At 64.7% G+C, this 24,106-nt stretch carries 21 protein-coding genes; 10 read left to right on the forward strand and 11 right to left on the reverse strand.

Translation table 11 applies throughout. From position 1 onward, the window contains the following. Positions 1-18: 18 nt before the first annotated feature. On the reverse strand, positions 19-1,494 hold the full coding sequence (gene gltX, locus CU110_RS13150; RefSeq protein WP_077379213.1) for a glutamate--tRNA ligase: 1,476 nt from the start codon (positions 1,492-1,494) through the stop codon (positions 19-21). A gap of 180 nt (positions 1,495-1,674) precedes the next feature. Between gltX and CU110_RS13155 the strand changes: the two genes are divergently transcribed. Next, complete coding sequence (locus tag CU110_RS13155) at positions 1,675-3,351, forward strand: ABC transporter transmembrane domain-containing protein (RefSeq protein ID WP_127736273.1); 1,677 nt, start codon at positions 1,675-1,677, stop codon at positions 3,349-3,351. 14 nt (positions 3,352-3,365) lie between these two features. After that, positions 3,366-5,585 (forward strand): thiol reductant ABC exporter subunit CydC, encoded by a 2,220-nt coding sequence (gene cydC / locus CU110_RS13160; protein ID WP_276317869.1) that lies wholly within the window; start codon positions 3,366-3,368, stop codon positions 5,583-5,585. Between the two features lie 18 nt (positions 5,586-5,603). Here cydC and CU110_RS13165 read toward each other — a convergent pair whose 3' ends face one another. From CU110_RS13165 to CU110_RS13175, 3 genes are all read right to left on the reverse strand, one after another. Further along, positions 5,604-6,503 carry a LysR family transcriptional regulator gene (locus CU110_RS13165; RefSeq protein WP_043333112.1) on the reverse strand — a complete coding sequence of 300 codons (900 nt, stop codon included), beginning with the start codon at positions 6,501-6,503 and terminating at the stop codon, positions 5,604-5,606. 371 nt (positions 6,504-6,874) lie between these two features. Beyond that, the gene (corA, locus tag CU110_RS13170) at positions 6,875-7,759 is read right to left on the reverse strand and encodes a magnesium/cobalt transporter CorA (protein WP_164850375.1); all 885 of its coding nucleotides are present in this window, start codon (positions 7,757-7,759) and stop codon (positions 6,875-6,877) included. 725 nt (positions 7,760-8,484) lie between these two features. Continuing rightward, on the reverse strand, positions 8,485-9,039 hold the full coding sequence (locus CU110_RS13175; RefSeq protein ID WP_077379203.1) for a carboxymuconolactone decarboxylase family protein: 555 nt from the start codon (positions 9,037-9,039) through the stop codon (positions 8,485-8,487). A 273-nt stretch (positions 9,040-9,312) separates the two neighbouring features. Here CU110_RS13175 and CU110_RS13180 point away from each other — a divergent pair, with 273 nt between their 5' ends. From CU110_RS13180 to CU110_RS13190, 3 genes are all read left to right on the forward strand, one after another. Then, a complete protein-coding gene (locus CU110_RS13180; protein WP_127736283.1) occupies positions 9,313-9,921 on the forward strand; it encodes a TetR/AcrR family transcriptional regulator in 609 nt (202 codons plus the stop codon). A 46-nt stretch (positions 9,922-9,967) separates the two neighbouring features. After that, positions 9,968-10,975 (forward strand): tRNA dihydrouridine(20/20a) synthase DusA, encoded by a 1,008-nt coding sequence (gene dusA, locus CU110_RS13185; protein WP_084209813.1) that lies wholly within the window; start codon positions 9,968-9,970, stop codon positions 10,973-10,975. A 282-nt stretch (positions 10,976-11,257) separates the two neighbouring features. Beyond that, positions 11,258-12,655, forward strand: coding sequence for a peptide MFS transporter (locus CU110_RS13190; protein ID WP_084209315.1), 1,398 nt, complete (start codon positions 11,258-11,260; stop codon positions 12,653-12,655). A 20-nt stretch (positions 12,656-12,675) separates the two neighbouring features. On the opposite strand, the gene CU110_RS13195 is transcribed toward CU110_RS13190, so the two are convergent. Then, complete coding sequence (locus CU110_RS13195; protein WP_127736287.1) at positions 12,676-13,713, reverse strand: succinylglutamate desuccinylase/aspartoacylase family protein; 1,038 nt, start codon at positions 13,711-13,713, stop codon at positions 12,676-12,678. 193 nt (positions 13,714-13,906) lie between these two features. Between CU110_RS13195 and CU110_RS13200 the strand changes: the two genes are divergently transcribed. The 4 genes from CU110_RS13200 to CU110_RS13215 all read left to right on the forward strand — a co-directional run bounded on the left by CU110_RS13200 (position 13,907) and on the right by CU110_RS13215 (position 16,228). Next, a complete protein-coding gene (locus CU110_RS13200) occupies positions 13,907-14,677 on the forward strand; it encodes a sulfite exporter TauE/SafE family protein (RefSeq protein WP_240499597.1) in 771 nt (256 codons plus the stop codon). A gap of 23 nt (positions 14,678-14,700) precedes the next feature. After that, positions 14,701-15,042, forward strand: coding sequence for a DOPA 4,5-dioxygenase family protein (locus CU110_RS13205; protein WP_084209316.1), 342 nt, complete (start codon positions 14,701-14,703; stop codon positions 15,040-15,042). A 26-nt stretch (positions 15,043-15,068) separates the two neighbouring features. Further along, positions 15,069-15,560: a CreA family protein gene (locus CU110_RS13210; protein WP_077379193.1), complete on the forward strand. Its 492-nt coding sequence runs from the start codon at positions 15,069-15,071 to the stop codon at positions 15,558-15,560. 176 nt (positions 15,561-15,736) lie between these two features. Beyond that, positions 15,737-16,228 (forward strand): pyridoxamine 5'-phosphate oxidase family protein, encoded by a 492-nt coding sequence (locus tag CU110_RS13215; RefSeq protein ID WP_084209317.1) that lies wholly within the window; start codon positions 15,737-15,739, stop codon positions 16,226-16,228. A 149-nt stretch (positions 16,229-16,377) separates the two neighbouring features. On the opposite strand, the gene adhP is transcribed toward CU110_RS13215, so the two are convergent. Together adhP and CU110_RS13225 are read right to left on the reverse strand one after the other, a co-directional pair. Continuing rightward, positions 16,378-17,406, reverse strand: coding sequence for an alcohol dehydrogenase AdhP (gene adhP / locus CU110_RS13220; RefSeq protein ID WP_169477233.1), 1,029 nt, complete (start codon positions 17,404-17,406; stop codon positions 16,378-16,380). 85 nt (positions 17,407-17,491) lie between these two features. Beyond that, the gene (locus CU110_RS13225) at positions 17,492-19,012 is read right to left on the reverse strand and encodes an aldehyde dehydrogenase family protein (RefSeq protein ID WP_084209318.1); all 1,521 of its coding nucleotides are present in this window, start codon (positions 19,010-19,012) and stop codon (positions 17,492-17,494) included. Between the two features lie 231 nt (positions 19,013-19,243). Here CU110_RS13225 and CU110_RS13230 point away from each other — a divergent pair, with 231 nt between their 5' ends. Next, entirely contained in the window at positions 19,244-20,050 is an 807-nt protein-coding gene (locus tag CU110_RS13230) for a response regulator transcription factor (RefSeq protein WP_084209319.1), read from the forward strand. Between the two features lie 21 nt (positions 20,051-20,071). Here the strand turns inward: CU110_RS13230 and CU110_RS13235 are convergent, their stop codons facing one another. Genes CU110_RS13235 through nosP form a run of 4 tightly spaced genes read right to left on the reverse strand, consistent with a single transcriptional unit; the run spans position 20,072 to position 24,068 of the window. Next, positions 20,072-21,388: an Nramp family divalent metal transporter gene (locus CU110_RS13235; RefSeq protein ID WP_240499598.1), complete on the reverse strand. Its 1,317-nt coding sequence runs from the start codon at positions 21,386-21,388 to the stop codon at positions 20,072-20,074. Positions 21,389-21,393: 5 nt separating this feature from the next. Beyond that, positions 21,394-22,437: a hybrid sensor histidine kinase/response regulator gene (locus CU110_RS13240; protein WP_240665579.1), complete on the reverse strand. Its 1,044-nt coding sequence runs from the start codon at positions 22,435-22,437 to the stop codon at positions 21,394-21,396. Next, complete coding sequence (locus CU110_RS17285) at positions 22,319-22,888, reverse strand: histidine kinase dimerization/phospho-acceptor domain-containing protein (protein ID WP_240665391.1); 570 nt, start codon at positions 22,886-22,888, stop codon at positions 22,319-22,321. The genes CU110_RS13240 and CU110_RS17285 overlap by 119 nt, the downstream gene beginning before the upstream one ends. Continuing rightward, the gene (nosP, locus tag CU110_RS13245) at positions 22,878-24,068 is read right to left on the reverse strand and encodes a nitric oxide-sensing protein NosP (RefSeq protein WP_084209815.1); all 1,191 of its coding nucleotides are present in this window, start codon (positions 24,066-24,068) and stop codon (positions 22,878-22,880) included. The genes CU110_RS17285 and nosP overlap by 11 nt, the downstream gene beginning before the upstream one ends. Positions 24,069-24,106 lie beyond the last annotated feature (38 nt).

A 24,106-nucleotide genomic window follows, 5' to 3' on the forward strand; every position in this document is an offset into this window, starting at 1 on the left:
TCACACAATTCGACACCCTTACAGCTCGCGATATTCCTTCTCGAAGCGCTTGGCAGCCTTCTTGGAGACGCCGCCCAGCACTGCCACGGCATGACGCAGACGTGCACGGGTCATGTCGGAACCGAGAATGACCATCGCATCCATCACCGAGGTGGAGGTCGCCGAGCCAGTCACCGCCACGAACACCGGCGCCAGGAAGTCCTTCATCTTGAGTTCGAAGTGCTCGGACAGCAGCTTCACTTCCGCCAGCAGGTGCTCCTTGTCCCAGGTGCTCACGGCCTCGAGCTTCCAGGTCAGGAACTGCATCTGACGCACCAGATCTTCGCCCTGAAGCTTGGCCTTGGCGAAGTCGTCCGGCGTGATGGCCGGCAGTCCGGAGAAGAAGTGCCCCGCCAGCGGAATCGCCTCGGACAGCGTCTCGATGCGCGGCTTCACTTCCGGCAGGATCTGCTTGACGTAGGACTCGTTGAAGGCCCATTGACGCAGCTCGCTCAGCAGCTCGTCCTCGGACAGGTCACGGATGTAGAGACCGTTCAGCCAGCTGAGCTTCTCGACATCGAACACCGGGCCGCCAAGGGAGACGCGCTGGATGTCGAAGTGCTCCTGCATCTCGCTCAACGTGAACTTCTCGCGCTCGTCCGGCATGGACCAGCCGAGACGCCCGAGATAGTTGATCACGGCCGCCGGCAGATAGCCCATGCGGCGGTAATACAGGATGGACGTCGGGTTCTTGCGCTTGGACAGCTTGGTCTTGTCCGGATTGCGCAGCAGCGGCATGTGGCAAAGCTCCGGCATCTGCCAGCCGAAGTACTCATACAGCAGCTGATGCTTGGGCGCCGAGTTGATCCACTCCTCACCGCGCATCACGTGGGTGATCTCCATCAGGTGATCATCCACCACGTTGGCCAGATGGTAGGTCGGCATGCCATCGGACTTGAGCAGGATCTGCGCATCGACCTGGGCCCAGTCGACCTCGATCTCGCCGCGCAGCATGTCCTTGACCACACAGGTACCGCTTTCCGGTACGTTCATGCGGATGACGAAGGGCGCACCCGCCGCTTCACGACGTGCCACTTCCTCGGCCGGCAGGGCGAGATCGGACGGCTTGAGCGCCATGTGCAGACCTTCGGCCTTGCGGGAGTCGCGCAGCTCATCCAGCTCCTCGCTGGTGCGGAAGCACTTGAAGGCGTGGCCGGCATCGATCAGTTGCTGGCAATGCGCGGCATAGATGTCGCCACGCTCGCTCTGGCGATACGGACCATGGGGGCCGCCGACATCCGGACCTTCCGACCATTCGATGCCCAGCCAGCGCAGCGAGTCGAGAATCATCTGCTCGGACTCACCGGTGGAGCGGGTCTGATCGGTATCCTCGATACGCAGAATGAACTCGCCACCATGCTGACGAGCGAAGCACTGGTTGAACAGGGCGATATAGGCAGTGCCGACGTGGGGATCACCAGTCGGCGACGGTGCGATACGCGTACGAACGGTCATGTGGAGTCCAGTATTTCAGGGGGAGGGGGCATATTATACGCAAGGTGAAGATGTGCGACAGTGCGTCACCGTGTGCCAACGCCTCCACGGCGGTAAGCTGACGCCCGATGATCGTCCGCCGTGACGCCTGGTGCCCGCGCCTTCTCACCATCCCCTCTGCCACCACCGGCAGGAGCCAGCATGTCCCGAACCACCGCCTCGTCTGATGTTGCCTCCCCCCTTCACGCCGACGCCTCGTCGTCTGAGTTCGTGCCACGCCGCTGGCTGGAGACCCTGGCCCGAGCTGGCGGCCACTGGCCGAACATCGCCATCGGCTGCGCCCTGCTCTCGACCCTGGTGCTGCTGGCACAGGCGTGGAGCATCGCGCGCCTCGCCCAGGGCGTGGCGATCGAGCGCGAGTCGCTCATGACACTGTGGCCGGCCATCGCGGTACTCGCCGCCAGCCTCTCGCTGCGAGGCGCGCTTGGCGGGCTGCGCAGCTACGCTGGCACCCGTGCCAGTCAGCAGATCCGTCGCCGCCTGCGAGAGCGTCTATTGCAGCGCTTCGCCGAACTCGGCCCACTGTGGGTGCATCGCCAGCACCGCGCCAGTCTCGCCAACCGTGTCTGGGACCAGGTCGAGTCGCTGCATGGCTATTACGCCGATTTTCGCCCCCAGACTCGCCTGGCCGGGCTCATCCCGTTGCTGCTGCTGGCAGTCGTCTTTCCGCTCAACTGGGCGGCGGGCCTGATTCTGGCGATCACCGCCCCGCTGGTACCCATCTTCATGATTCTGGTCGGGATCGCGGCGCGCAAGCGCTCCCGCGAGCAATTCCAGGAGATGGACCGCATGGGGCGCCACTTCATGGACCTGCTCACCGGCCTGAAGACGCTCAAGCTGTTCGGCAGCGCCAGACGCGGCGCCCAGGTCGAGGCCGTCAGTCACGCCTTTCGCAAGCGCACCATGCGCGTGCTGCGCCTCGCCTTCCTGTCCTCCACGGTGCTGGAATTCTTTACCGCCGTGTCCATCGCGCTGCTGGCGGTCTATCTCGGCTTTCACTTCCTCGGTCATCTGCAGTTCGGCACCTGGGACGAGGCACCGCTGACGCTGCAGACCGCCCTGTTCATTCTGGTGCTGGCGCCCGAGTTCTATCAGCCGCTGCGCGAGCTGGGCGTGCATTATCACGCCAAGGCCGAGGCCGAAGCGGCCGCGCTCGACCTGGCGCCGATCGTCGGTGCCACCCCCTTCACGCCCCCCGCGCTGGGCCCGCTGTCACTGCAGATCGCCGCCGGTGAACGAATCGCCATCACCGGCTCTTCGGGGGCAGGCAAGTCGACACTGCTCAACCTGCTGCTGGGCTTCGTCGAGGTCGCCGACGGCATGCTGTCTCTGAATGGACATCCCTTGACCCAGGGCCTCCCGGCCGGCACGGCCACCTGGGTGGGCCAGGAAACGGTGGTCCTGTCCGGCACGCTGGCCGACAACCTGCGACTGGCGAAGCCTCAGGCCAGCGACGACGAACTCGAGGCCGCGCTGGCCAAGGCCGACCTGTCCACATGGCACGCCAGCCTGCCCCACGGACTCGCGACACCGCTTGGCGAGGGCGGTCAGCCACTGTCCGGTGGGCAGGCACGCCGCCTGTCGCTGGCGCGCGCCTTCCTGCATGATGCGCCGCTGGTGCTGCTGGACGAACCCACCGCCAGTCTGGATGCCGAGAGCGAGGCACGTGTGATCCGGGCACTGCAACGCCTCGGCGAAGGCCGCACCCTGCTGCTGCTCACACATCGTCCCGAACTGCTGCCACTCTGCCAGCGGCTGATCCGTCTCGAAGGCGGCCGCCTGGTGGAAGATCGCGGCCACCATCGCTTGGCGAACTGAGTCCCTACCTGGCGTTGATGCGCGAGCACCGGGGCTGGCTGGGTGTCGGCGCCCTGCTGGCGCTGATCACCCTGCTGGCAGCCACCGGGCTGCTGGCGCTGTCGGGATGGTTTCTTTCCGCGACTGCCGTAGCCGGCGTGAGCGTCGCGGCCACCCAGGCCTTCAACTTCTTCACTCCCGCAGCTGGCGTGCGCGGACTGGCACTGGCGCGCACCGCCGGACGCTATGGCGAGCGCGTCACCACCCACGAAGGCACGCTGCGCCTGCTGGCCAGCCTGCGTCGTCGTCTGTTCGACGCCATCGAACCCCTCTCCCCCGCCGCTCTGCAGCGTGCCGGGCAGGGCGAGCTGATGACGCGTCTGGGCGCGGATATCGATGCTCTCGACAGCCTCTATGTGCGCGTGCTGATTCCGTCACTGGTGGCGGTGTGTGCCATCCTCGCCGCCGGTACGCTGATCGGTGTCTTCGCGCCGACATTGGCGCTGATCACCGTGCTGGGGCTGGCGCTGACTGGGGGGCTGGTGCCGTGGCTGGCCTGGCATCTTGGCAGCCGCGATGCCATGCGCCATCAGGCCTCCGCCAGTCACCTGCGTGCCCGTCTGCTGGAGCGCCTGCAGGGCCTGGGCGAGCTGGTCATCTACGGACGCTGGCAGGCAGAGCTTGCCAGCCTGGCGGAGCAACAGGCCGAGCGTGATCGCATCGAGCGCTCCCAGGCGCGTCGTCAGGCGCTGGCCACCTGGCTGAGCCATACGCTGCTGGGGCTGACGCTGGCAGGGGTCGCCCTGCTCGGCGTCATGCAGATGGCGCCTCAGACGCAGACGGCTGTCGGTGACGTGACCGCCCATGCCGGCGAGCTGCTCGACGGCCGCCTGCTGGCGCTGTTTCTGCTGGCGATCCTCGGTGCCTTCGAAGCCCTCGCCCCCCTGCCGCTGGCCTGGCAGGGGCTGGGCCGCTGCCTGTCGGCGGCCGCGCGCCTCAACCAGGTACAGGCCGATACCCCGGCGCCACAGTTTCCGGAGGACTCCGCCGCCGCCACGCCTGTCGGGCATGAACTGGTGATCCATGACCTGAATGTCGCGCATGGCGACACTCAGGTGCTCGAGCAGCTGTCGCTGAGCCTGGCAGCGGGCGAGCATCTGGCCTTGCTTGGCCCCTCCGGCAGCGGCAAGAGCACCCTGCTGGAAGTGCTCAGCCGCTTCCATGCCCCCCATTCCGGCAGCATTCATCTGGGCGGTGTGGCGCTTGAGTCGCTCGACGAGGCCACACTGCGCGCAAGCTTCGCCGTCTGTCCGCAGGACACGCATCTGTTCTGCGCAAGCTACGCTGACAATCTGCGCCTGGCCGCGCCTGAGGCCAGTGATGCGACACTCATCCACATGCTGGAAAGCCTGGGGCTTGGCGAGTGGCTGGCCAGACAGCCGCAGGGGTTGGCCGGTTTCCCGGACGAGGGGGGCCGTTCACTGTCCGGAGGCCAGCTGCGTCGCTTCGGCGTGGCACGGGCGCTGCTCTCGCCCGCCCCGATCGTGCTGCTCGACGAGCCCTGTGAAGGCCTGGATCGCGAGAGTGCCGAGCGGGTGATCAGCGCGATTCTCACGGCCTGCCGGGGACGCAGCCTGATCATGATCACCCATCAGCCGCTGGGGCTTGAGCGCTTTGCGCGTCTGGCACTGCTGGAAGAAGGGAGACTCAAGGAAGATGCCACGCCGACCACACTGCAGGCCGACTCGCGGCTGGCACGCCTGATGGCGCGCACCACTGAGCAGCACGCGGCACTGTGGCCCGAGAAACGTCTCGAGGATCTCGACATGGCCGCGCTGACGCGCCTGCATCAGGTCAATGCCTTCGTCCCGGCCCTGTTGCTGGGGATGCTCGCGCCACGCCTGCGCCGGCGCACGCCGCTGATCTTCGCCTCGCTCTCGGCGCGGGTCGGCTCGATCAGCGACAACCGCAGTGGCGGCTGGTATGCCTACCGTGCCAGCAAGGCCAGTCACAACATGCTGCTGAAGACCGCCGCCATCGAGATCGCGCGCCGCAATCCCGAGGCTGTGTTGGTCGCGCTGCATCCGGGCACCACCGATACCGGGCTTTCGGCCCCCTTTCAGGCGCGGGTCCCCGAGCACAAGCTGTTCACGCCAGGCTACGTGGCGCGTCGCCTGCTGCGGGTGGCGGGTGAGCTGTCGCCAGAGGACAGCGGCGGCTTCCGTGACTGGGCCGGCGAGCCGATCGACTGGTGACGGAAGCAGCGGGGGCGATCAGAGCTGCAGGTGCTCCTGAAACCATTCGGTGATGAAGTCCAGATAGGCACGCGTCTTGTCGGGCAGGTACTTGCGCGAGCGAAACAGCACCACCATCGAGCCATGCTCGTTCCAGTAGGGCTGCAACAATGGCACCAGTTCACCGCTTTCCACTGCTGCGCGGGCCGAGAAGGTCGGCAGATAGGCGAGACCGAAACCGGCCTTGGCCGCCTCCACCACGCCGAGCAGATTGTTGATCACCAGCCGCGACTCCGGCTCCACATCGAAGGGCTGCCCGTTGAGCGTGAAGCGCCAGTGAGCGCCCAGGTCATAATTGCCGTAGAAGATGGTATCGAAGGCGCGGATGTCCTGCGGCTGCACCGGCGGGGCATTGACGCGCGCCAGATAATCCGGTGCCGCATACAGGCCATAGACCACCTTGCACAGAGGCCGCGAGACCATCGAGGAATCCGGCAACGGTCCCATGCGAATCGCCAGATCCACCGACTCATCGATGGGCTCGAAGCGCTGATCCTCCAGCAGGATCTCGACGCTGACGTCCGGATAACGGCGCATGAAGGCGGTGGTCGGGGCGGCCAGATACATGAAGCCGAACGACACCTGCGCCGAGACCTTGAGCTGGCCCATCGGCTGGGAGGTGACGGACTGCACCCGCGCCTCGGCGGATTCCAGCTCCTCGCGGATGCGCAGCCCGTGCTCGTAATAGATGCGCCCCGCCTCGGTGAGGTGCAACTTGCGGGTCGAGCGATTGATCAGACTCACCCCCAGCTGCTCCTCCAGTGCCGCCACGCGCTTGGACGCCAGCGACTTGGAAATTCCCAGGCGTCTCGCGGCTGCCGTGAAGCTCGCCGCTCGTACCACCTCGACGAAGACCCGCAGAGCATCAAGCGTCGCCATCATGTTTCCATATTGGAAACCCTAGTTTTCGATTGTACGCGCTTATTCTCCAAAGCGCGTCGCCCTATACTGGGCACCTCGAACATGCGGGAGCAGACGCGTCGCGGCATCGACCGTCTGCTTCCGGACTAGACCGTGAAGCGTCTGGCCTGCGTGGCGCAGTCAGGCGATTCAGGTTCGCGCTCAGGTAGTTGCACTGCTCATCCCACCGGGTCCCGGTGACTGGTCTGCATGGCGACACCCGCACGCGCGGTTTCGCCGTCGGCCCATCCCGGGCCTCGGTGGCGATCTTCAGTGTAGTAATGCAAGCTATTTGCGCGCCTGGCCGTCTCACGACGCCAGGCGCTTTTTTTTTGCCATTGATCAGCGACTTACAACCACTTCTTCCACTTGAAGAACAGGTAGGTCGAGAGAGCCGATGCCCCCATCAGGCACAGCGCGAAGGGATAGCCCCAGTCCTTGTCCAGCTCCGGCATCCAGTGGAAGTTCATGCCGTAGATGCTGGCGATCAGGGTCGGTGGCATGAACACCACTGCCGCGACCGAGAAGATCTTGATGATGCGGCTCTGGTCGAGGTTGGTGAAACCGATCGAGGCATCCAGCAGGAAGTTGACCTTCTCGAAGATGAAGGTGGTGTGCGGATTGAGCGAATCCACATCGCGCAGCATGTCGCGAATTTCCTGACGCCGAGCCTTGTGATGCGGCTCGGCGGGCAGATGGCGCGTCAGCTGACGCAACAGCCGCTGACTGTCCAGCAGGGCCTGGCGCACCTTGTCGTTGTAGCGCTCCTGCAGCAGGATGCCATGCAGGGTGTCCTCCAGCGATTCAGGGTGCACCGCCTGCTTGCCCAGTACCTCCAGCGCGCGATAGATGTCCTCGATCTCATCGGCCAGGTAATCGACCTTCATCGCCAGCAATGCCAGCAGCACGTCCCAGCCATCCTGGGGACTCAGGCGCTGGCGACGCAGATGATTGCGGAACAGCCGCAACAGCCCGATCTCCTCGTGACGCATGCTGATCAGCTGCCGCCCGTGCAGATGGAAGGCGACGTTGGCGGTCTGCGGTTCGCGCCCCCTGCGATGGGGAAACAGCGAGACGACATGGATGCCATCGCCGGCCAGATAGAATCGCGAGGACGACTCGATCTCCTCGAGCTCCTCGATCTTCGGCAGCTCCACGCTGAACTGCTCGCTCACCCAGCGCTGCTCGGCCTCATCGGGCTGGCAGAGGTCGATCCACAGCACATCGCCACGCACCAGTACCGGAGGTGCCAGCTCATCACTGGCCAGCCGCTCGGCATGCAGGGCGCTGGCCTGCTCATGGCTGTCGGCGAGCTGCGGCGCCTCGCCGAAAAAGGGCGACTCGAAGAGTCGCCCGAAGACCGTGACTAGCTTGATGAGGAGAAACTCTGAAGCAGGGGCCTGACTCCGCTGTTCTGGCCATCGCGTTCCATGGCGGGAAACGATGACCCAAGATTATGCCCTGACAGATCGTCCGTCAATACCAATGAGAATTATTTTCATTAACCATTGAGACAGCGTTTATCTCACCATCACGGCTGGCCTCCATCGATGAGCTGACGTATCATGCCGCCAGAATATCAAGGTCGTGACTGGCCTGATGAGACGCCCGCCTCGGACCTGACATCCACACTCTGGCGGGCACGAAGCACCGCTCGACTCGCAAGCCTTCCTCCCTGTCATTGGCAGAGGGAAAGCGAATGACTCGAGAAGCGCTTCCGGACGCCTCCCTCGTGCAAGCGAAGGAGGCGTCTTTTTTTGCGCATGAAAAAAGCGGCTCACCCGTGAGGGGAGCCGCTGGCAAGGACCGTAAAACGTCTGATGAGAAGCCTCCCGGAAAGGGGCCTGACTCCACTGACCGGGGCACCGCTGCCCATGGCGGGGAAGCGATGGCCCCAGATTAGGTCGCGAGCACGCGTCCGTCAACACTAATGAGAAATATTTTCATTAAGATTGCGGCTTCAGCCTTGCTTGTGCCATTCAAACTTCTTGAACGGCTCGTCGATCGGCGTCTCGGCCAGGTGATTGGTGTAGTTGCTCATCACCTTCTGGGACAGGCCAAGAACCACTTCCAGCACGTTGCGCTTGGTGTAGCCGGCATCGAGGAAGGTCTGCACGGTAGCGTCATCGACGAAACCACGCTCACGCACCACGGCCAGCGTGAAGGTGCGCAGGGCTTCCAGGCGCTCGGTCGGCAGCGGCGTCTCGTTGCGCAGCGCCTCGGTGATGGCGTCATCCACCTTCATCGCCTTGGCGATACCGGTGTGTGCCGGCACGCAATAGTGACAGTTGTGCTCGACATTGATGGTCTGCCACACCACGGTGGTCTCTTCATCATTGAAGCTGCTGTCGAGGAACAGCTGGTGCAGCACCTGATAGCCTTCCAGCAGGCCCGGCGCCTCTGCCATCACCGCGTGCAGACCCGGCACCATGCCGAAGGCCTTGACGGACTTGTCGAGCAGCGGCTTGCTGTCCTGCGGGGCGGTATCGGCAGTGTGCAGCGTGAAATCGGTCATGATGACTCCTTCAATATGATGGACGAGATGAGCGCATTGGCAGGGCTGGGGAGGCGTCGTGAACGTCGTCGCTACCCGTGATGATGAGCAATTGCTCAAAAAAAGACCTGCTCATGCGCTTCACTACGTTGTCGTGGGACACACTAGCTGGATTTGAGCGGTCATTCAAGTTAAAATTGAGTACTCACTCAATACCTTGCTCCTCGGGACCAGCCTCCCCTCCACACTGTGTGGAGTCAGGCGACACTCGCGAGCCCCATCGTCAGGACAGCCATGCCACGCGCGACCTTGCACAACCGCCAGGACTCCCTCGACCGGGCGCTGAATCTCTTCTGGCAGAAGGGCTTTCATGCCACTTCGCTGAAGGACATCGAGCGCGCGCTCGACATGCGTCCCGGCAGCATCTACGCCACCTTCGGCAGCAAGGATGGCCTCTTCCAGGAAGCGCTGGAGTGCTACTCCGCGCGCAGCCTGCGCGAGATGGAAAGCCTGATGGCCAGCCACGACTCGCCCTTGACCGCCCTCGCCGCCTACATCCGCAAGCTCGGCGGACTGCGTGACAGCGAAGTCCCGTCACGCGCCTGCATGCTGGCCAAGAGCCTGCTGGAACTCGGTGAGCGCGAACAGGCCGCCCGCGACAAGGTCGAGACACTGCTCGCCGGCATGGAAGCCCGCTTCCGCCAGGCCTTCGCGGACGCCCGCGACGCCGGTGAACTCGTCGACCCCGAGCGCCCCGCGCACCAACCGGAACGTCTCGGTCGCCGCCTGCAGGCCGAAGTCATGGGCCTGCGCGCCTACGCCCAGCGTGAAGGCGAAAGCGACGCCGTCCGCCAGCTCGCCGAAGACATCGCCCAGGATATCGAGGCGCTGAACTGCACCTGATGCTCCGTCCCCTGCTCCCACACCAGCCGATATGACTGCCATGCCGATGACACCGATTGACCGCACCTTTTCCGTTGCGCCGATGATGGAATGGACGACCCGTGACTACCGCGCCTTCGCGCGCGTGTTGAGCCGGCGTACGCTGCTGTACACGGAGATGGTGACCACCGGGGCATTGCTGTTCAATCCGGACCGCGAGCGCTTCCTCGGTCACGACGAGACGGAGCATCCGCTGGCGTTGCAGCTGGGCGGCAGCGACCCTCAGGCGCTGGCCGAGTGTGCGGCGATCGCCGAGAGCTGGGGCTACGACGAGGTGAACCTGAATGTCGGCTGCCCGAGCGATCGCGTGCAGAACAACATGATCGGTGCCTGCCTGATGGGGCATCCGGAGCTGGTGGCCAAATGCGTGGCGGCGATGCAGGCGCAGGTGAAGATTCCGGTGACGGTGAAGTGCCGCATCGGGATCGATGATCAGGATGAGGACGCCGATCTCGAGCGCTTCATCAGCACCGTGGCCGACGCCGGCTGCGACACATTCAGCGTGCATGCACGCAAGGCGTGGCTGCAGGGCCTGTCGCCGAAGGAGAACCGCGATGTGCCGCCGCTGAACTACGGCCGCGTGCACCGTCTCAAGCAGGCGCACCCGTCCTTGCATATCGGCATCAACGGCGGTCTCAAGCAGATGGATGAGCTGCACGAGCAGCTGGAGCATGTCGACAGCGTGATGGTCGGCCGTGAGGCGTACCACAACCCCTGGTTGCTGGCGACGGTGGACAGCGAGCTGTACGGCGAGGCCGAGAACCCGCACACCAGCCGCCACGATGCGCTGCGTGCCTTCCGCCCCTACATCGAGAAGCGTCTCGCCGAGGGCGTGCGCCTCAATCACATCAGCCGCCATCTGCTGGGGCTGTTCCAGGGCCAGCCGGGCGGACGCCAGTTCCGCCGCCATGTCTCCGAGAACGCCCACAAGCCGGGCGCGGGCATCGAGGTGATCGATGACGCCATGGCCCGCGTGCCGGAGCACCGGCCCGAGACACAGGTCGAACAGGCCTGATCACGCAACCCTGCGTCGCTGTATAAGCTGATAACTCCTTTAATACCAATGACATGCATGACTTTCGTTTGATTGTCTGACAAGGGCGTCTCGCGCAGAATGACTGACCATGCGGACAACAACAGGTCACGTCATCGTCACGTCGTGCTGACGTGTTGACGGCCATACAACGGCTCCGTCACCCGGCTCCGTCACCGGCTTCCCCCACAGACCTGTGGACCGGTCCATGCAGTCCCCCATCACGGACTGCGCTGCTCATGCTGACACATCCTTCGAGGTTCCATGTCCACATCCTCCCCCTCCGGAGCCAACAGCCGTGAGCTGTTCGGGCACCCGGCCGGACTCTATCTGCTGTTCTCCACGGAACTGTGGGAACGCTTCTCCTACTACGCCATGCGCGCCCTGCTGGTGCTCTATCTCACCGATGCCGTCACCAGCGGCGGGCTGGGCTGGAATCAGGGCGATGCCCTGCAGCTGTATGGCATCTTCACGGGGCTGGTATACATCACGCCGATGTTCGGCGGCGCACTGGCGGACAACTGGCTGGGCGCACGCCGCGCGATTCTGATCGGGGGTCTGATCATGGCGGCCGGCCAGTTCGTGCTGGCCGTGCCACCGGACATGAGTGGTCTGGATGCCGAGATGCTGCTGTACGTCGGTCTCGGCCTGCTGATCGTCGGCAACGGCCTGTTCAAGCCCAACATCTCGACGATGGTCGGCGATCTCTATCCACAGGGCGATCACCGTCGTGATGGCGCCTTCACCATCTTCTACATGGGCATCAACCTCGGTGCGCTGCTGTCAGGTATCGTCGCGGGCTCCATGGCCGAAGGCTATGGCTGGAACGCCGGCTTCCTAGTGGCGGGTATCGGCATGCTGCTGGCGGTCGCCATCCAGCTGATCTTCGCGCCACGCCATCTGGGCGAGCTCGGCGTGGAGCCCAGCGCCAGACGCGAGGCTCGCCTGAGCAAGAGGAGCACCACCAGGACACCGCTGAGCCGCGAGGAGCGCGATCGCATCAAGGTCATCCTGGTGCTGGGTCTGTTCACCATCCTGTTCTGGGCCGGTTTCGAGCAGGGCGGCGGCCTGATGGCACTGTACGCGCAGGACTACACCGACCGCATGCTGATGGGCTTTGAAGTCCCGGCGGCCTGGTTCCAGTCGCTCAACCCGCTGTTCATCATCCTGCTCTCGCCACTGCTGGCGGGACTGTGGACACGCATGAATGACCGCGAGCCCAGCTCACCGGTCAAGTTCGCCTTCGGCCTGATCGCCCTCGGCATCGGTTTCGTGTGCATGATCGGCGCGGTGCTGGAGCAGAAATCTGCGGGCAGCGCCTCGATGATGTGGCTGGTCGGTGCCTTCTTCTTCCACACCCTGGGCGAGCTGTGCCTGTCGCCGGTGGGGCTGTCGATGGTCACCAAGCTGTCGCCGGTTCGCATGGGCGCGCTGATGATGGGCGCCTGGTTCGCCTTCGTGGCACTGGCCAACTACCTGGCCGGGATGATCGGCTCGCTGGTCGGCGAAGCCGGCGCCATGAGCGTGTTCGGTGGCATCGCCATCACCGGCGTGCTCGGCGGCCTGCTGTTGCTGGTGTTCGCCGGCAAGCTGGTCGACTGGATGCACGGCGCGGAATCGCGTCATGACGGCCCGCTCGAGCCCCAGACCAGCCACGGCTGATCTCGCAGTCGTCGTCATCTTCACTGGCGACGACAGATGGAGTCCGGCACGAACAGCTGCTGGAAGTTGTCGACGGCGCTCTCGGCATCATCGATCGCATGGAAGCGCGCCACGTGATAGAGCGCCTCGCCCTCGTTGGCCAGCGGCAGATTGGCCATACCGATGATGATGCCATCCGCCGGCGACAGCACCTCGCTTTCGCTGTTGCCGAAGGGGTCGGCGACGATGCCCAGCACCTGATGCTTCTCGACGCGGTCTCCCAGACCCACGCGGCTCTGGACGATGCCATCGATGGAGGCGCGCGCCCAGCTGGAGCCGTTGGACATCTCCACCGCGCGGGAGCTGGGCTTGCGGTCGCGGTCCTTGGCCAGCATGCCGATGGAGCGCATCACGCGCTTCACGCCGCTGACACCCGGACGAATCGCCCACTCATCGAAGCGCAGCGCCTCGCCGGCCTCATAGGTGATGACCGGCACGCCACGGCCACTGGCATAGGCGCGCAGGCTGCCTTCACGCAGCTCGGCGTTCAGCAGTACCGGTGCACCGAAGGCATCCGCCATCTGGCGCGTGGCGTCGCTGCCGCTCATGGTGGCGCGAATCTGCGGCAGGTTGGTGCGATGAATCGCGCCGGTGTGCAGGTCGATGATGTGGGTGGCCTGATCGGCGATCTGCTCACGGAACAGCGCCGCCACCCGCGAGCCCAGCGAACCGCTCTCGCTGCCCGGGAAGCAGCGGTTGAGGTCCCGGCGGTCCGGCAGGTAGCGCGTGTGCTGCACGAAGCCGAAGACGTTGACGATGGGCACCGCGATCAAGGTGCCGCGCAGCCGCGCGAGGCTGGAACTCTTGAGCAGGCGACGCACGATCTCGACACCGTTGATCTCGTCGCCATGGATGGCACCACACACCAGCAGCACCGGGCCGGGCTGACGGCCATGCACCACCTCGACGGGGATATGCAACGGCGCGTGGGTGTAGAGCTTGGCGACAGGCACATCGACCTGGGCCCGCGTTCCCGGCGCGATGCGGGTACCGCTGATTTCAAATGGAGCGCGTGACATCGCCACCTCAGAGATTGTTCGACCAACGAGCGACAGGCGTCGTGACAGCTCCTGCCAGATCAGGCTGCTCGCCCAGTGTCTCGAAAGAAAACACTGTGCGACATGCGCCTTTTAGCGCATTGGTGCGTCAAGGGAAAGACTTCATTGCAGCGTGTCGGGATGAAGACCGGACGGAATTGTTCAACAATGGCCCGTGACCGATCTTCTCGACTCTCTGCTGACCCTGCCCGATTACTCCGCCCTGGCCTGGAGCGTGATCGTCTTCTCGACCTACCTGACCGGCATCTCCAAGGGCGGCTTCGCCGGCGGGTTCGGCTCGCTTTCCGTGCCGCTGATGGCACTCGCCATCGGTCCGCTGGAAGCGGCCGGCATCCTGCTGCCGCTGTTGATCGTGATGGACTTTCTCAGCGCTCGCGCCTGGTGGGGCAAGCAGCTGTGGTCGGAGGTGCGCATCATCCTGCCCAGCGCCGCCATCGGCATCGCGGTGGGCGTGGTGCTGTTCGATGAGCTGAACGAGAACATGATTCGTGGCTTGCTGGGCGTCATCTCGCTGCTGTTCGCCGCCTACATGCTGTTCAAGCCCACCGCGAGGAACCCGCTGCCGCGCTGGCTGGCCATTCCTGCCGGTGCCACGGCCGGCTTCACCAGTTTCTTCGCCCACGCCGGTGCCCCGCCCTACAACCTGTACATGATTCCGCGTCAGCATCCCAAGGAGACCTTCATCGCCACCACGGTGATCATCTTCGCAGGCATGAATCTGATGAAGCTGGGCCCCTACGTGGCGCTGGGCGAGGTCAACCTCACCAGTCTGTCCACCTCGCTGCTGCTGGTGCCGGTGGCCTGGGCAGGTGTCAGGAGCGGCCTGTGGCTGCAATCCCGCGTCAACGAGAAGCTGTTCTTCCGCCTGATCATCCTCGCGATGGCGCTGGTCGGCGTGCAGCTGATCTACAAGGCCTGGGGCTGATCGAGAATGACCGGGGCAACGCCATGACACCGCAGATCCACTACTACCACGCACATCTCTACTACACCGATGAGCAGAGTCTGGCCGCCGCTCGCGAGCTGGCGGCCCGCGCCGAGCAGCACTTTCCGCTGCGCGTCGGTCGCTTCCATGAGCAGCCGGTAGGCCCGCACCCGCTGTGGAGCTGTCAGCTGTCCTTCGCTCCCGAAGACTTCGGGCGCATCATCCCGTGGCTGGCGCTCAATCGCGGCACGCTGGACATCTTCGTGCACGCCGGAACCGGTGATGATCTCTTTGATCACACCCAGGGCGTGATGTGGCTGGGCAGCTCCCACCTGCTGAATCTGCACGTCTTCGGCGATGAGTGAGGCCCCACTGACTCAAGGATGACCCCATGACTCGACTGCGCCGCCTATCCCCTCGTGCCGCCCTGCTGGGCGTGATCGCCTCTGGCCTGCTGCTGGCCGGCTGTGACGACAATGAGGTCGGGGATGTCTCGCTGGGCCTGTTCACCACCAAGGACATCAAGATCGAGAGCCTGATCGACCCCAAGGTGCCGGGCGTGACCTGTCACCTGAGCAACATCGAGGCGAATCTCGATTTCTCCGACCCCTCCGACATGAGCATCGCCTGCCGCCAGACCGGCCCGATCACCCCGGCGATGCTCGCCGACATCGACACCTCCAAGAGTGGCGAGGAGGTCTATCGCAAGTCCAAGAGCGTGCTGCTCAAGAGCCTCAAGATCCGGCGCATTCTGGACCGTGACTCCCAGAGCCTGCTCTACATCGCCTACAGCACCAAGGAAACCAGCGGTAGCTTCAAGCATGCGCTGAGCAGCGTGCCGCTGTGGGGCAGCGAGGCCTGGCAGGCACCGGCAGCGCAGTGAGCCGCCCGGGCGCCTGAATCAAGCCCCGATTGATCAAGCGCTGATTCATCAAGTGCTGACTCATCAAGTGAAAGCTTCACCATCATCCCTTGAAGTTGCGGGGTGTCGCTCCAAGGTCTTGTTCAACGGCTAGCCAGCCGGATTTTCATTCGCATGAGGCAAAGGAGTGACACACGATGTCGAGCCCGGAGCACAAGCAGAAGATCTGGAAGCTGATCAAGGATGTGAAGGTCGGCATGTTGGTGACGCAGGGTGACGGCATGCCACATGCCCGCCCGATGCATCTGGTGCAGGATGACTATGACGGCACCCTGTGGTTCTTCACGCGAGCCAGTGCCGAGAAGGTGTTTGAAGCAAAGAAGGACAGCGAGGTCTGCCTGAGCTTTTCCGATCAGGATGATGGCGTCTATGTGTCGCTGAGCGGTCATGCCAATCTGCACCGCGATCAGGGCCTGATCGACAAGTTCTGGAATCCGTTCGTGGCCGCCTGGTTCCCGGAAGGCAAGGATGACCCCGATGTCACTCTGCTGGAGGTCAAGGTGCAATCCGGTGAGCACTGGAAGGCCAAGGAGAGCAAGGCGTATCAACTCTATGAGATTGCGCGCGCCAACCTCGACAAGGACCACACCCCGGACATGGGTGAGAACGAGAAATTCGGCACGGTATGAGCAGAAGCCCGAGCTCGTCATGGAGAGCTCCTTGAAGTGCCCGCGTAAGAGTTGACGCACACGGCCATGCCAGACACGACAACGCCAGCCCGAGGGCTGGCGTTGTCGTGTCTAGTCTCCTGCCGCCTAAGTTCAGGACAGTGAACGCCTCAAGACTTCATGTCGAGCACGATGCGCCCTTCGATCTTGCCGTCGATCATGCGCCCGAAGATGTCATTGATGTCCTCGAGCCTGCCGGTCTGCACGGTGGCCGCGACCTTGCCTTCCGCGGCGAAGTCCAGCGCCTCCTGCAGGTCCTGACGCGTACCGACGATGGAGCCACGCACCGTGATGCCGTTGAGCACCGTGGAGAAGATCGGCAGCGGGAAGTCACCCGGCGGCAGGCCGTTGAGCACCAGGGTACCGCCACGGCGCAGCATGTTCTGGGCCTGATCGAAGGCCTTGGGCGACACCGCCGTCACCAGTGCGCCGTGCGCGCCGCCGATCTCGCGCTTGATGACGGCTGCCGGATCTTCCTTCATGGCATTCACGGTCACGGTGGCCCCCAGACGGCGGGCCAGATCCAGCTTGGCATCATCGACATCCACCGCCGCCACGTTCAGGCCCATGGCGCGGGCGTACTGCACCGCCATGTGACCCAACCCGCCGATCCCCGAGATCACCACCCACTGACCGGGGCGAGTGTCGGTCATCTTGAGCCCCTTGTAGACCGTGACCCCGGCACACAGCACCGGCGCGATCTCCACGAAGCCCACGCTGTCCGGCAGACGCCCCACGTAGCCGGCATCCGCCAGCGTGTACTGGGCAAAGCCGCCATTCACCGAATAGCCGGTGTTCTGCTGGCTCTCGCACAGCGTCTCCCACCCTCCCAGACAGTGCTCGCAATGGCCACAGGCCGAGTAGAGCCAGGGCACCCCGACCCGGTCGCCTTCCTTGACGTGGGTCACACCCTCGCCCACCGCCGCGATGGTCCCCACTCCCTCATGTCCCGGGATGAACGGTGGGTTGGGCTTCACCGGCCAGTCGCCATGCGCGGCGTGCAGGTCGGTATGACAGACCCCGGAGGCGGCGACCTCGACCAGAATCTCGCCACGCCCTGGTCGCGGTACCGCGACTTCCTCGATCACCAGCGGTGCACCGAATTCACGTACCACGGCGGCTTTCATGCTGTTATCCATGATGGACTCCTCATTCATTGTCGAAAGACGAACCTTCGGGAGGTGGATTCAGCGCCACTAGCCTCGGTGGCGCTGACGGACAGGCCTAGAAGAAGCCGAGCGGATTGATGTCGTAGCTGACCAGCAGGTTCTTGGTCTGCTGGTAGTGTTCCAGTGCCATCTTGTGGGTCTCGCGACCGACACCGGATTTCTTGTAGCCACCGAAGGCGGCATGGGCGGGATACTGGTGGTAGCAGTTGGTCCACACGCGACCGGCCTGGATACCGCGGCCCATGCGGAAGGCGACGTTCATGTCGCGACTCCAGACACCGGCGCCGAGACCGAATTCGGTATCATTGGCGATGGCCAGCGCCTCGGCCTCGTCGCGGAAGGTGGTGACGGCGACCACCGGTCCGAAGATCTCCTCCTGGAAGACACGCATCGCGTTGTGGCCCTTCAGCAGGGTCGGCTGGATGTAATAGCCGTTGGCCAGCTCGTTCTCCAGCTGCTCGCTGCTGCCGCCGGTGAGCACCTCGGCCCCCTCCTCACGGGCGATATCCATGTAGGACATGATCTTGTCGAACTGCTCGCGAGATGCCTGGGCGCCGACCTGCACGTCGGTATCCAGCGGATTGCCGCGCTTGATGGTCTTCACGCGCTCCATCACACGGGCCATGAAGTCGTCGTAGATGCTTTCCTGGATCAGGGCGCGTGACGGGCAGGTGCACACCTCGCCCTGATTGAAGAACGCCAGCACCAGCCCTTCGGCAGCCTTGTCGATGAACTCGGGCTCGGCATTCATGATGTCGGCGAAGTAGATGTTGGGGGACTTGCCGCCCAGCTCCACCGTGGAGGGAATGATGGTCTCCGCGGCGCACTTGAGGATGTGCGAGCCCACGGGGGTGGAACCGGTGAAGGCGATCTTGGCGATGCGCTTGCTGGTCGCCAGTGCCTGTCCGGCCTCGGCGCCATAGCCGTTGACGATGTTGAGCACCCCTGCCGGCAGCAGGTCATTGATCAGTTCCGCCAGCACCAGGATCGAGGCCGGGGTCTGTTCCGCCGGCTTGAGCACCACGCAGTTGCCCGCCGCCAGCGCCGGGCCGAGCTTCCAGGCCGCCATCAGGATCGGGAAGTTCCACGGGATGATCTGCCCCACCACCCCCAGCGGCTCGTGGAAGTGATAGGAGACGGTATTGGCATCGATGTCCGCCGCGGTGCCCTCCTGGGAGCGCAGGCAACCGGCGAAGTAGCGGAAATGATCCGCTGCCAGCGGGATATCAGCGTTCAGCGTCTCGCGCACCGCCTTGCCGTTGTCCCAGGTCTCGGCGACCGCCAGCATCTCGAGATTCTGCTCGATGCGATCCGCGATCCTGAGCAGGATGTTGGAGCGCTCCTGCACCGAGGTCTTGCCCCAGGCGGGGGCTGCCTTGTGGGCGGCGTCCAGCGCGAGATCGATGTCTTCCGCACTCGAGCGCGGGATACGGCAGAACACCTCACCCGTCACCGGACTGACATTGTCGAAATATTCCCCCTTGACCGGCTCGACGAAACGCCCGCCGATGTAATTGCCGTAGGTGTCCTTGAACGTGACCAGCGCGTCGGCGCTGCCCGGGGAGGCGTAGATCATGGCGAACCTGCATCAAGAACTGCTTGATCAGGCGACCCTCACAGTCTTGTTCACTTGTGGCATTCGCGACATGCGCCCATGGGCGGAAACCGTCTCATCCCTTGGGAGGAGAAAAGGGAGAGCCATACCGCGAAGGCCGCAAGGCACGACACCACGCCATGACGTTATGCTCAGGGTAGCTATTGTCAGCAAGGTCATGATCAGGACGCCAACGACCGGCCAGGAGCCTTCATGTACCGTCTGCTGATCGCGGATGACCATCCGCTGTTCCGTGATGCCATCAGTCGTACCCTGAATCTGGCCGTCGCTGACGGCTCTACGCCAGAATACGAGCTGCTGCAGGCCGCCAGTCTCGAGGAAGCGCTCAGCGTGATCGCTCATCATGCTGACAGTCTCGACCTGCTGCTGCTGGATCTCGACCTGCCCGACAGCCACGGCCTGGAAGGCCTGGCGCGCCTGCGCGAGGAGGCAGACTGGCTGCCGGTGGCGATTCTCTCCGCCCACGAGGCGCGCGAGACGGTACTCGAGGCATTGGCGCTCGGTGCGGTGGGGTATCTGTCCAAGTCGAGTTCGGCGCAGACCCTGCGCGATGCCCTCGCACGCATGCTGGCCGGGGAGGTCTACGTGCCTGCCCAGTTGATGCGCGCTGCGCCGCGTCCAGCGCCGCTCTCAGCATCATCTGCATCAGCATCATCGGCACCAGCATCATCGGTACCAGTGCCACCGCCAGCGCCCCGACTGGCGCCGAGCCTCAGCGATGCTGAATTCGCGCGGCGCTGGCAGACCCTCACCACCAAGCAGCGCGGCGTGCTGGAGCGCATGGTGCTGGGCGAGTCCAACAAGATGATCGCCTGGCAGCTGGGCGTGGCGGAGACCACCGTCAAGTCGCATGTCTCCGCCATCCTGCACAAGCTGGGGGTCGCCAGCCGGGTGCAGGCGATCCTGCTGGCCAGCCACGCCCTGCCTGCCGTGTCAGGCCCGAGTGAGGCCTCTGCCGCCCCACGACGCGAAACGCCCCGGTCCAACGCTCACGAATGAGGCGCGAACCGGGGCGTTGCCCTACATCAGCTCCCCGACCAGCACATAGCCATTGAGCAGGATGATGATCGCCGCCACCAGCATGCCGATGGCCGTCACCCAGTGCCGATTGACCAGGTCCCCCATCAGGCGGCGATTGGCGGTGAACATCAGCAGCGGCACCAGCGCGAAGGGAATCCCGAAGCTGAGTACCACCTGGCTTGCGACCAGCACCTGCTGCTCCGGCAGCCCCATCAGGATGATGGCGATGGCCGGTGCCATGGTGATCACGCGGCGCAGCCACAGCGGAATGCGGAAGTTGACGAAGCCCTGCATCACCACCTGCCCGGACAGGGTGCCGACGATGGACGAGGACAGCCCCGCCAGCAGCAGCGTGAAGCCGAAGATCAGGCTCGCGGCATTCTGGCCCATCAGCGGCGACAGCAGCTTGTAGCTCTCGGTGATGGAAGCCACGCCGGTCTCACCATTGCCATGGAAGACCTTGGCGGCCAGCACCAGCATCGCCATGTTGATCAGCCCCGCCAGCGCCATGCCAATGATCACATCGAGACGGTAGTAACCCATCACGCGACGACGCTGACCGCTGTCACGCACCCGGATGCGGTTCTGGGACAGCGCGGAATGCAGGTAGATGACATGCGGCATCACGGTGGCACCCAGGATACCCGCCGCCAGGAAGATGGCATGGCTATCCGGGAAACCTGGTGTCAGCAGGCCGTAGATGATCGGCTCCACCGGCGGACGACTGAGGATGATCTCGAGCAGGAAGCCCGCCGACACCGCCAGAATCATCGCCCCGATGATCATCTCCATCATGCGGAAGCCGTAGCGCTGCATCACCAGCACCGCGTAGGTGATGGCACCGGTCAACAGCGCCCCTTCCAGCATGCTGAGCCCGAACAGCAGATTGAAGGCCAGCGCCGCGCCGAGAAACTCGGCCAGATCGGTGGCGATGGCCACGATCTCCGCCTGCACCCAGAAGGCCCAGACCACCGGACGCGGGAAGCGCTCACGGATGACTTCCGCCAGATTCTTGCCGGTGGCCAGCCCCAGCCGGGCGGACAGGGTCTGGATCAACATCGCCATCAGGTTGGCCCACAGCACCACCCACAGCAGGGTATAGCCATAGCGGGAGCCGGCCTCGATGTTGGTCGCGAAGTTGCCGGGGTCGATGTAGGCGACGGCGGCGATCATCGCCGGGCCGAGAAACGGCAGCGCGCGACGCAGGCGTCCCGCAAGGGACAGAGGGGATGCGGTGCGCACACCGCCGGCAGCAGAGGCTTCACCTTCACTGCCCAGCGACATGCTGGCGGCATGACGTACGGATTTATCGGACATGATATTCAGCATGGGGGGGAAACCTGCCAGATCAATGGCCCGCGAACAGAGAAAGAGCGATGGTTGACCAACAGCTGGCGCAGGCGCAGCGGCTTGACCGGCTTGAGCAGGAACCCGAAGCCGAGCGCGCGTGCCCTGGCCTTCAGCGGCGCCGAGTGGTCCGCGCTGATCACCACCACTGGCAAGTCTGGCCAACGCTTGCGCAGCCGTTGTGCCTGCGCCAGACCATCGGGCTGCCCGTCACCCAGCTGATGATCAACGATCAACACCTCCGGCGGCGCGGCCAGCGCCTGCTGCAACAGCACCTCGGCGGTATCGGCGCAGTGGACACTCGCGCCCCAGCCCTCGAGCAATGACTGCATGCCGGCACACACCTCCCGATCATCCTCGACCACCCAGATAACGGTATCGAGCAGCGGCTGCGCAAGCGGTGACGCGCAAGGCTGACCGGGAGAAGGCGCGTCAGCCGACGGGCCCATCACATTGGCAGGCTGTCGAATCGGCACGCGCACCGCGAAGGCGGCACCGCGCCCCGGGGTGCTGGCCAACGACAGGGGGTGCTCCAGCAGGCCGGTGATGCGCTTGACGATCGCCAGCCCCAGCCCGAGGCCGCGCTGCTCGTTGTCCTGGCGCGGCGCCAGGCGCCGGAATTCCTGGAAGACCACCTCGCGCTGATGCTCGGCGATGCCGGGGCCGTTGTCGGCCACCGTGATCTCCAGCCAGTCACCACGCCGGCGACACCCCAGCAGCACGCGTCCGCGCGTCGAGCCATCCGGGACATGGCGCAGCGTATTGCTCAGGAAATTGCGTATCACGCGCGCCAGTAGCTGCAGATCTGACTCGACGCTCAGGTGGCTGGCCACGTAGTGCAGCTCCAGCCCACGGGCAGCGCCCAGTTGACGATATTCCTCGGCAAGCACATCCAGCAGCTCACGCACCGGGAAGGTGGCGACATCGGCCGTCAGCACGCCGGCATCCAGCCGCGAGATGTCCACCAGCGTGCCCAGCAGGCTCTCGACATCGGCCAGCGAGCGCCCCAGCCGCGCCACCAGCTCGCCCGGCGAAGCGTCGCGCGGCGGCGTCGCGCGGCGTGGGGTCATCAAGTGCCAGCCTCGCCAGCTGCTCTTCCAGAGCGCTTGCGAACAATCGGGCGGCATTCAGGGGTTGCAGCAGATCATGGCTGATGGCGGCGAGAAAGCGGGTCTTGGAGTGATTGGCCGCCTCGGCGGCGGCCTTGGCGGCGGTCAGGCGTCGATTGAGTGCCCCCAGTTCATCGAGGGTGCGGTGCAGGGTGTCGGTACGCTCGCGCACCTGATCCGCCAGCAGGACGGCGTGCTCGAAGGCGGCGTAGGGCGCGCTCGGTGAAGGGCTGCTGGATTCGACCCGCTCGATCAGGGCGGCGTTGATCTTCTCCAGCTGGCGATTGCGCGCCTTGAGGGCGGCGAGTTCAGCGCTCAGGCCGTCCTTTCGGGAATCTGTCAGCGGCGTATCAGGCGCCATCCTGTCCTCCCGTGCCATCGGCCGCGAGACGGCGCTGGCCGATCACCACGCCGGTGAAGGTCTGGTTGATGTGCATGCCGTGATGCTGCTCACCGTAGGTATTGAAGCCGATCACCCGGTGATGCCTGAGCAGACGCGAAGCCTCTGCCTCCAGCCCCAGCGCCTCGATCTCCATGCGCCGCAGGAAGCAGTCACAGCCGATGGTCAGCGCGGGCGGCCCCAGGCGCGCCTCCACCTCGGCCAGCCGCTGCTCGAGCTGCGCGAGAATCGGCGTGGCCTGCATGGCAGTGAGCACGATGCCGGTCTCCACCGCGCAGTAGAAGCTCAGGCTGGCATCGGCATTCACGCGCTGGATGGAGCGTACGTAATGCGCCTCACCGATGCGCACCGCCAGCGGGCAGCGCGCGAAGACCGCCTCCTCCAGCGCCTCGGGCGCGACACCGGCCAGCCGCGCATACTCCTCGGCGGCGGGCTCGGCATTCAGCTCCAGCACGCGGCGTGAATCGCGGTCCACCGCCGTCACCACCAGCTTGTCGGCCAGCGGCGTAAGATGGTGCGTACTGATGACCTCGAACGGCAGCCGCGTATTGATCACTACCACGACCGCCGCCTGATCATGGAAGACCCCATCGGCGTAGACATAGGTATGCGCCAACCGGTTGTCGTCCCCGGCGGAGCCACCGAAGGCGGGAATGCTGCCCAGCGCCGCATCCAGCGTCGCCAGTACCTGCTCCTCACTGCTCGAGAGGCCATCGAGCAGCGTCAGCGCGAAGCTGTTGCCCATCACCGGCGCCACGGCCTGCTCGCGACAGCGCGCCAGCAGCTCATCACTCAACGTCTGGGCCCGCGGAAGGTCGAAACCGCTCAGATCATCGATCAACACCTGCGCCAGCGCGAAGTCGCTGCGCGCCAGGCCGATGGCGGTGATGGAGCCGCGCGCATAGCCCTCGGGCGTGATCTCGCCGGCGGTGGTGCAGCCACTCACCGCTACCTCACCGAAGGCATCGGCCAGCGCCTGACCCAGTGCCGGGAGGGGGTAATCCGCCGAGCAGAAGAATAGCACCCCGCCGAGCCGCTGGCGGCCACCTAGCGAGTCATCAAGCTTTCGGGCCAGCTCGGCCACCGCCGCCTGCGGGTCCTTGAGGTGACTGGCCGCTGTGGCCAGCGGCACGGCAATCATCTCGCTCTGTGGCTGCGGCCTTCCCTTCACGCGACTGC

Source organism: Cobetia sp. ICG0124, assembly GCF_004006355.1.
Classification (GTDB): Bacteria; Pseudomonadota; Gammaproteobacteria; order Pseudomonadales; family Halomonadaceae; genus Cobetia; species Cobetia marina.

Bases quoted from the DNA above. Each gene is read 5' to 3' on its own strand.
- gltX (WP_077379213.1), bottom strand. From the start codon at position 1,494: ATGACCGTTCGTACGCGTATCGCACCGTCGCCGACTGGTGATCCCCAC.
- CU110_RS13155 (WP_127736273.1), top strand. From the start codon at position 1,675: ATGTCCCGAACCACCGCCTCGTCTGATGTTGCCTCCCCCCTTCACGCC.
- CU110_RS13165 (WP_043333112.1), bottom strand. From the start codon at position 6,503: ATGGCGACGCTTGATGCTCTGCGGGTCTTCGTCGAGGTGGTACGAGCG.
- CU110_RS13175 (WP_077379203.1), bottom strand. From the start codon at position 9,039: ATGACCGATTTCACGCTGCACACTGCCGATACCGCCCCGCAGGACAGC.
- CU110_RS13180 (WP_127736283.1), top strand. From the start codon at position 9,313: ATGCCACGCGCGACCTTGCACAACCGCCAGGACTCCCTCGACCGGGCG.
- dusA (WP_084209813.1), top strand. From the start codon at position 9,968: ATGACACCGATTGACCGCACCTTTTCCGTTGCGCCGATGATGGAATGG.
- CU110_RS13190 (WP_084209315.1), top strand. From the start codon at position 11,258: ATGTCCACATCCTCCCCCTCCGGAGCCAACAGCCGTGAGCTGTTCGGG.
- CU110_RS13195 (WP_127736287.1), bottom strand. From the start codon at position 13,713: ATGTCACGCGCTCCATTTGAAATCAGCGGTACCCGCATCGCGCCGGGA.
- CU110_RS13205 (WP_084209316.1), top strand. From the start codon at position 14,701: ATGACACCGCAGATCCACTACTACCACGCACATCTCTACTACACCGAT.
- CU110_RS13210 (WP_077379193.1), top strand. From the start codon at position 15,069: ATGACTCGACTGCGCCGCCTATCCCCTCGTGCCGCCCTGCTGGGCGTG.
- CU110_RS13215 (WP_084209317.1), top strand. From the start codon at position 15,737: ATGTCGAGCCCGGAGCACAAGCAGAAGATCTGGAAGCTGATCAAGGAT.
- adhP (WP_169477233.1), bottom strand. From the start codon at position 17,406: ATGGATAACAGCATGAAAGCCGCCGTGGTACGTGAATTCGGTGCACCG.
- CU110_RS13225 (WP_084209318.1), bottom strand. From the start codon at position 19,012: ATGATCTACGCCTCCCCGGGCAGCGCCGACGCGCTGGTCACGTTCAAG.
- CU110_RS13230 (WP_084209319.1), top strand. From the start codon at position 19,244: ATGTACCGTCTGCTGATCGCGGATGACCATCCGCTGTTCCGTGATGCC.
- CU110_RS13235 (WP_240499598.1), bottom strand. From the start codon at position 21,388: ATGTCCGATAAATCCGTACGTCATGCCGCCAGCATGTCGCTGGGCAGT.
- CU110_RS17285 (WP_240665391.1), bottom strand. From the start codon at position 22,888: ATGGCGCCTGATACGCCGCTGACAGATTCCCGAAAGGACGGCCTGAGC.
- nosP (WP_084209815.1), bottom strand. From the start codon at position 24,068: ATGATTGCCGTGCCGCTGGCCACAGCGGCCAGTCACCTCAAGGACCCG.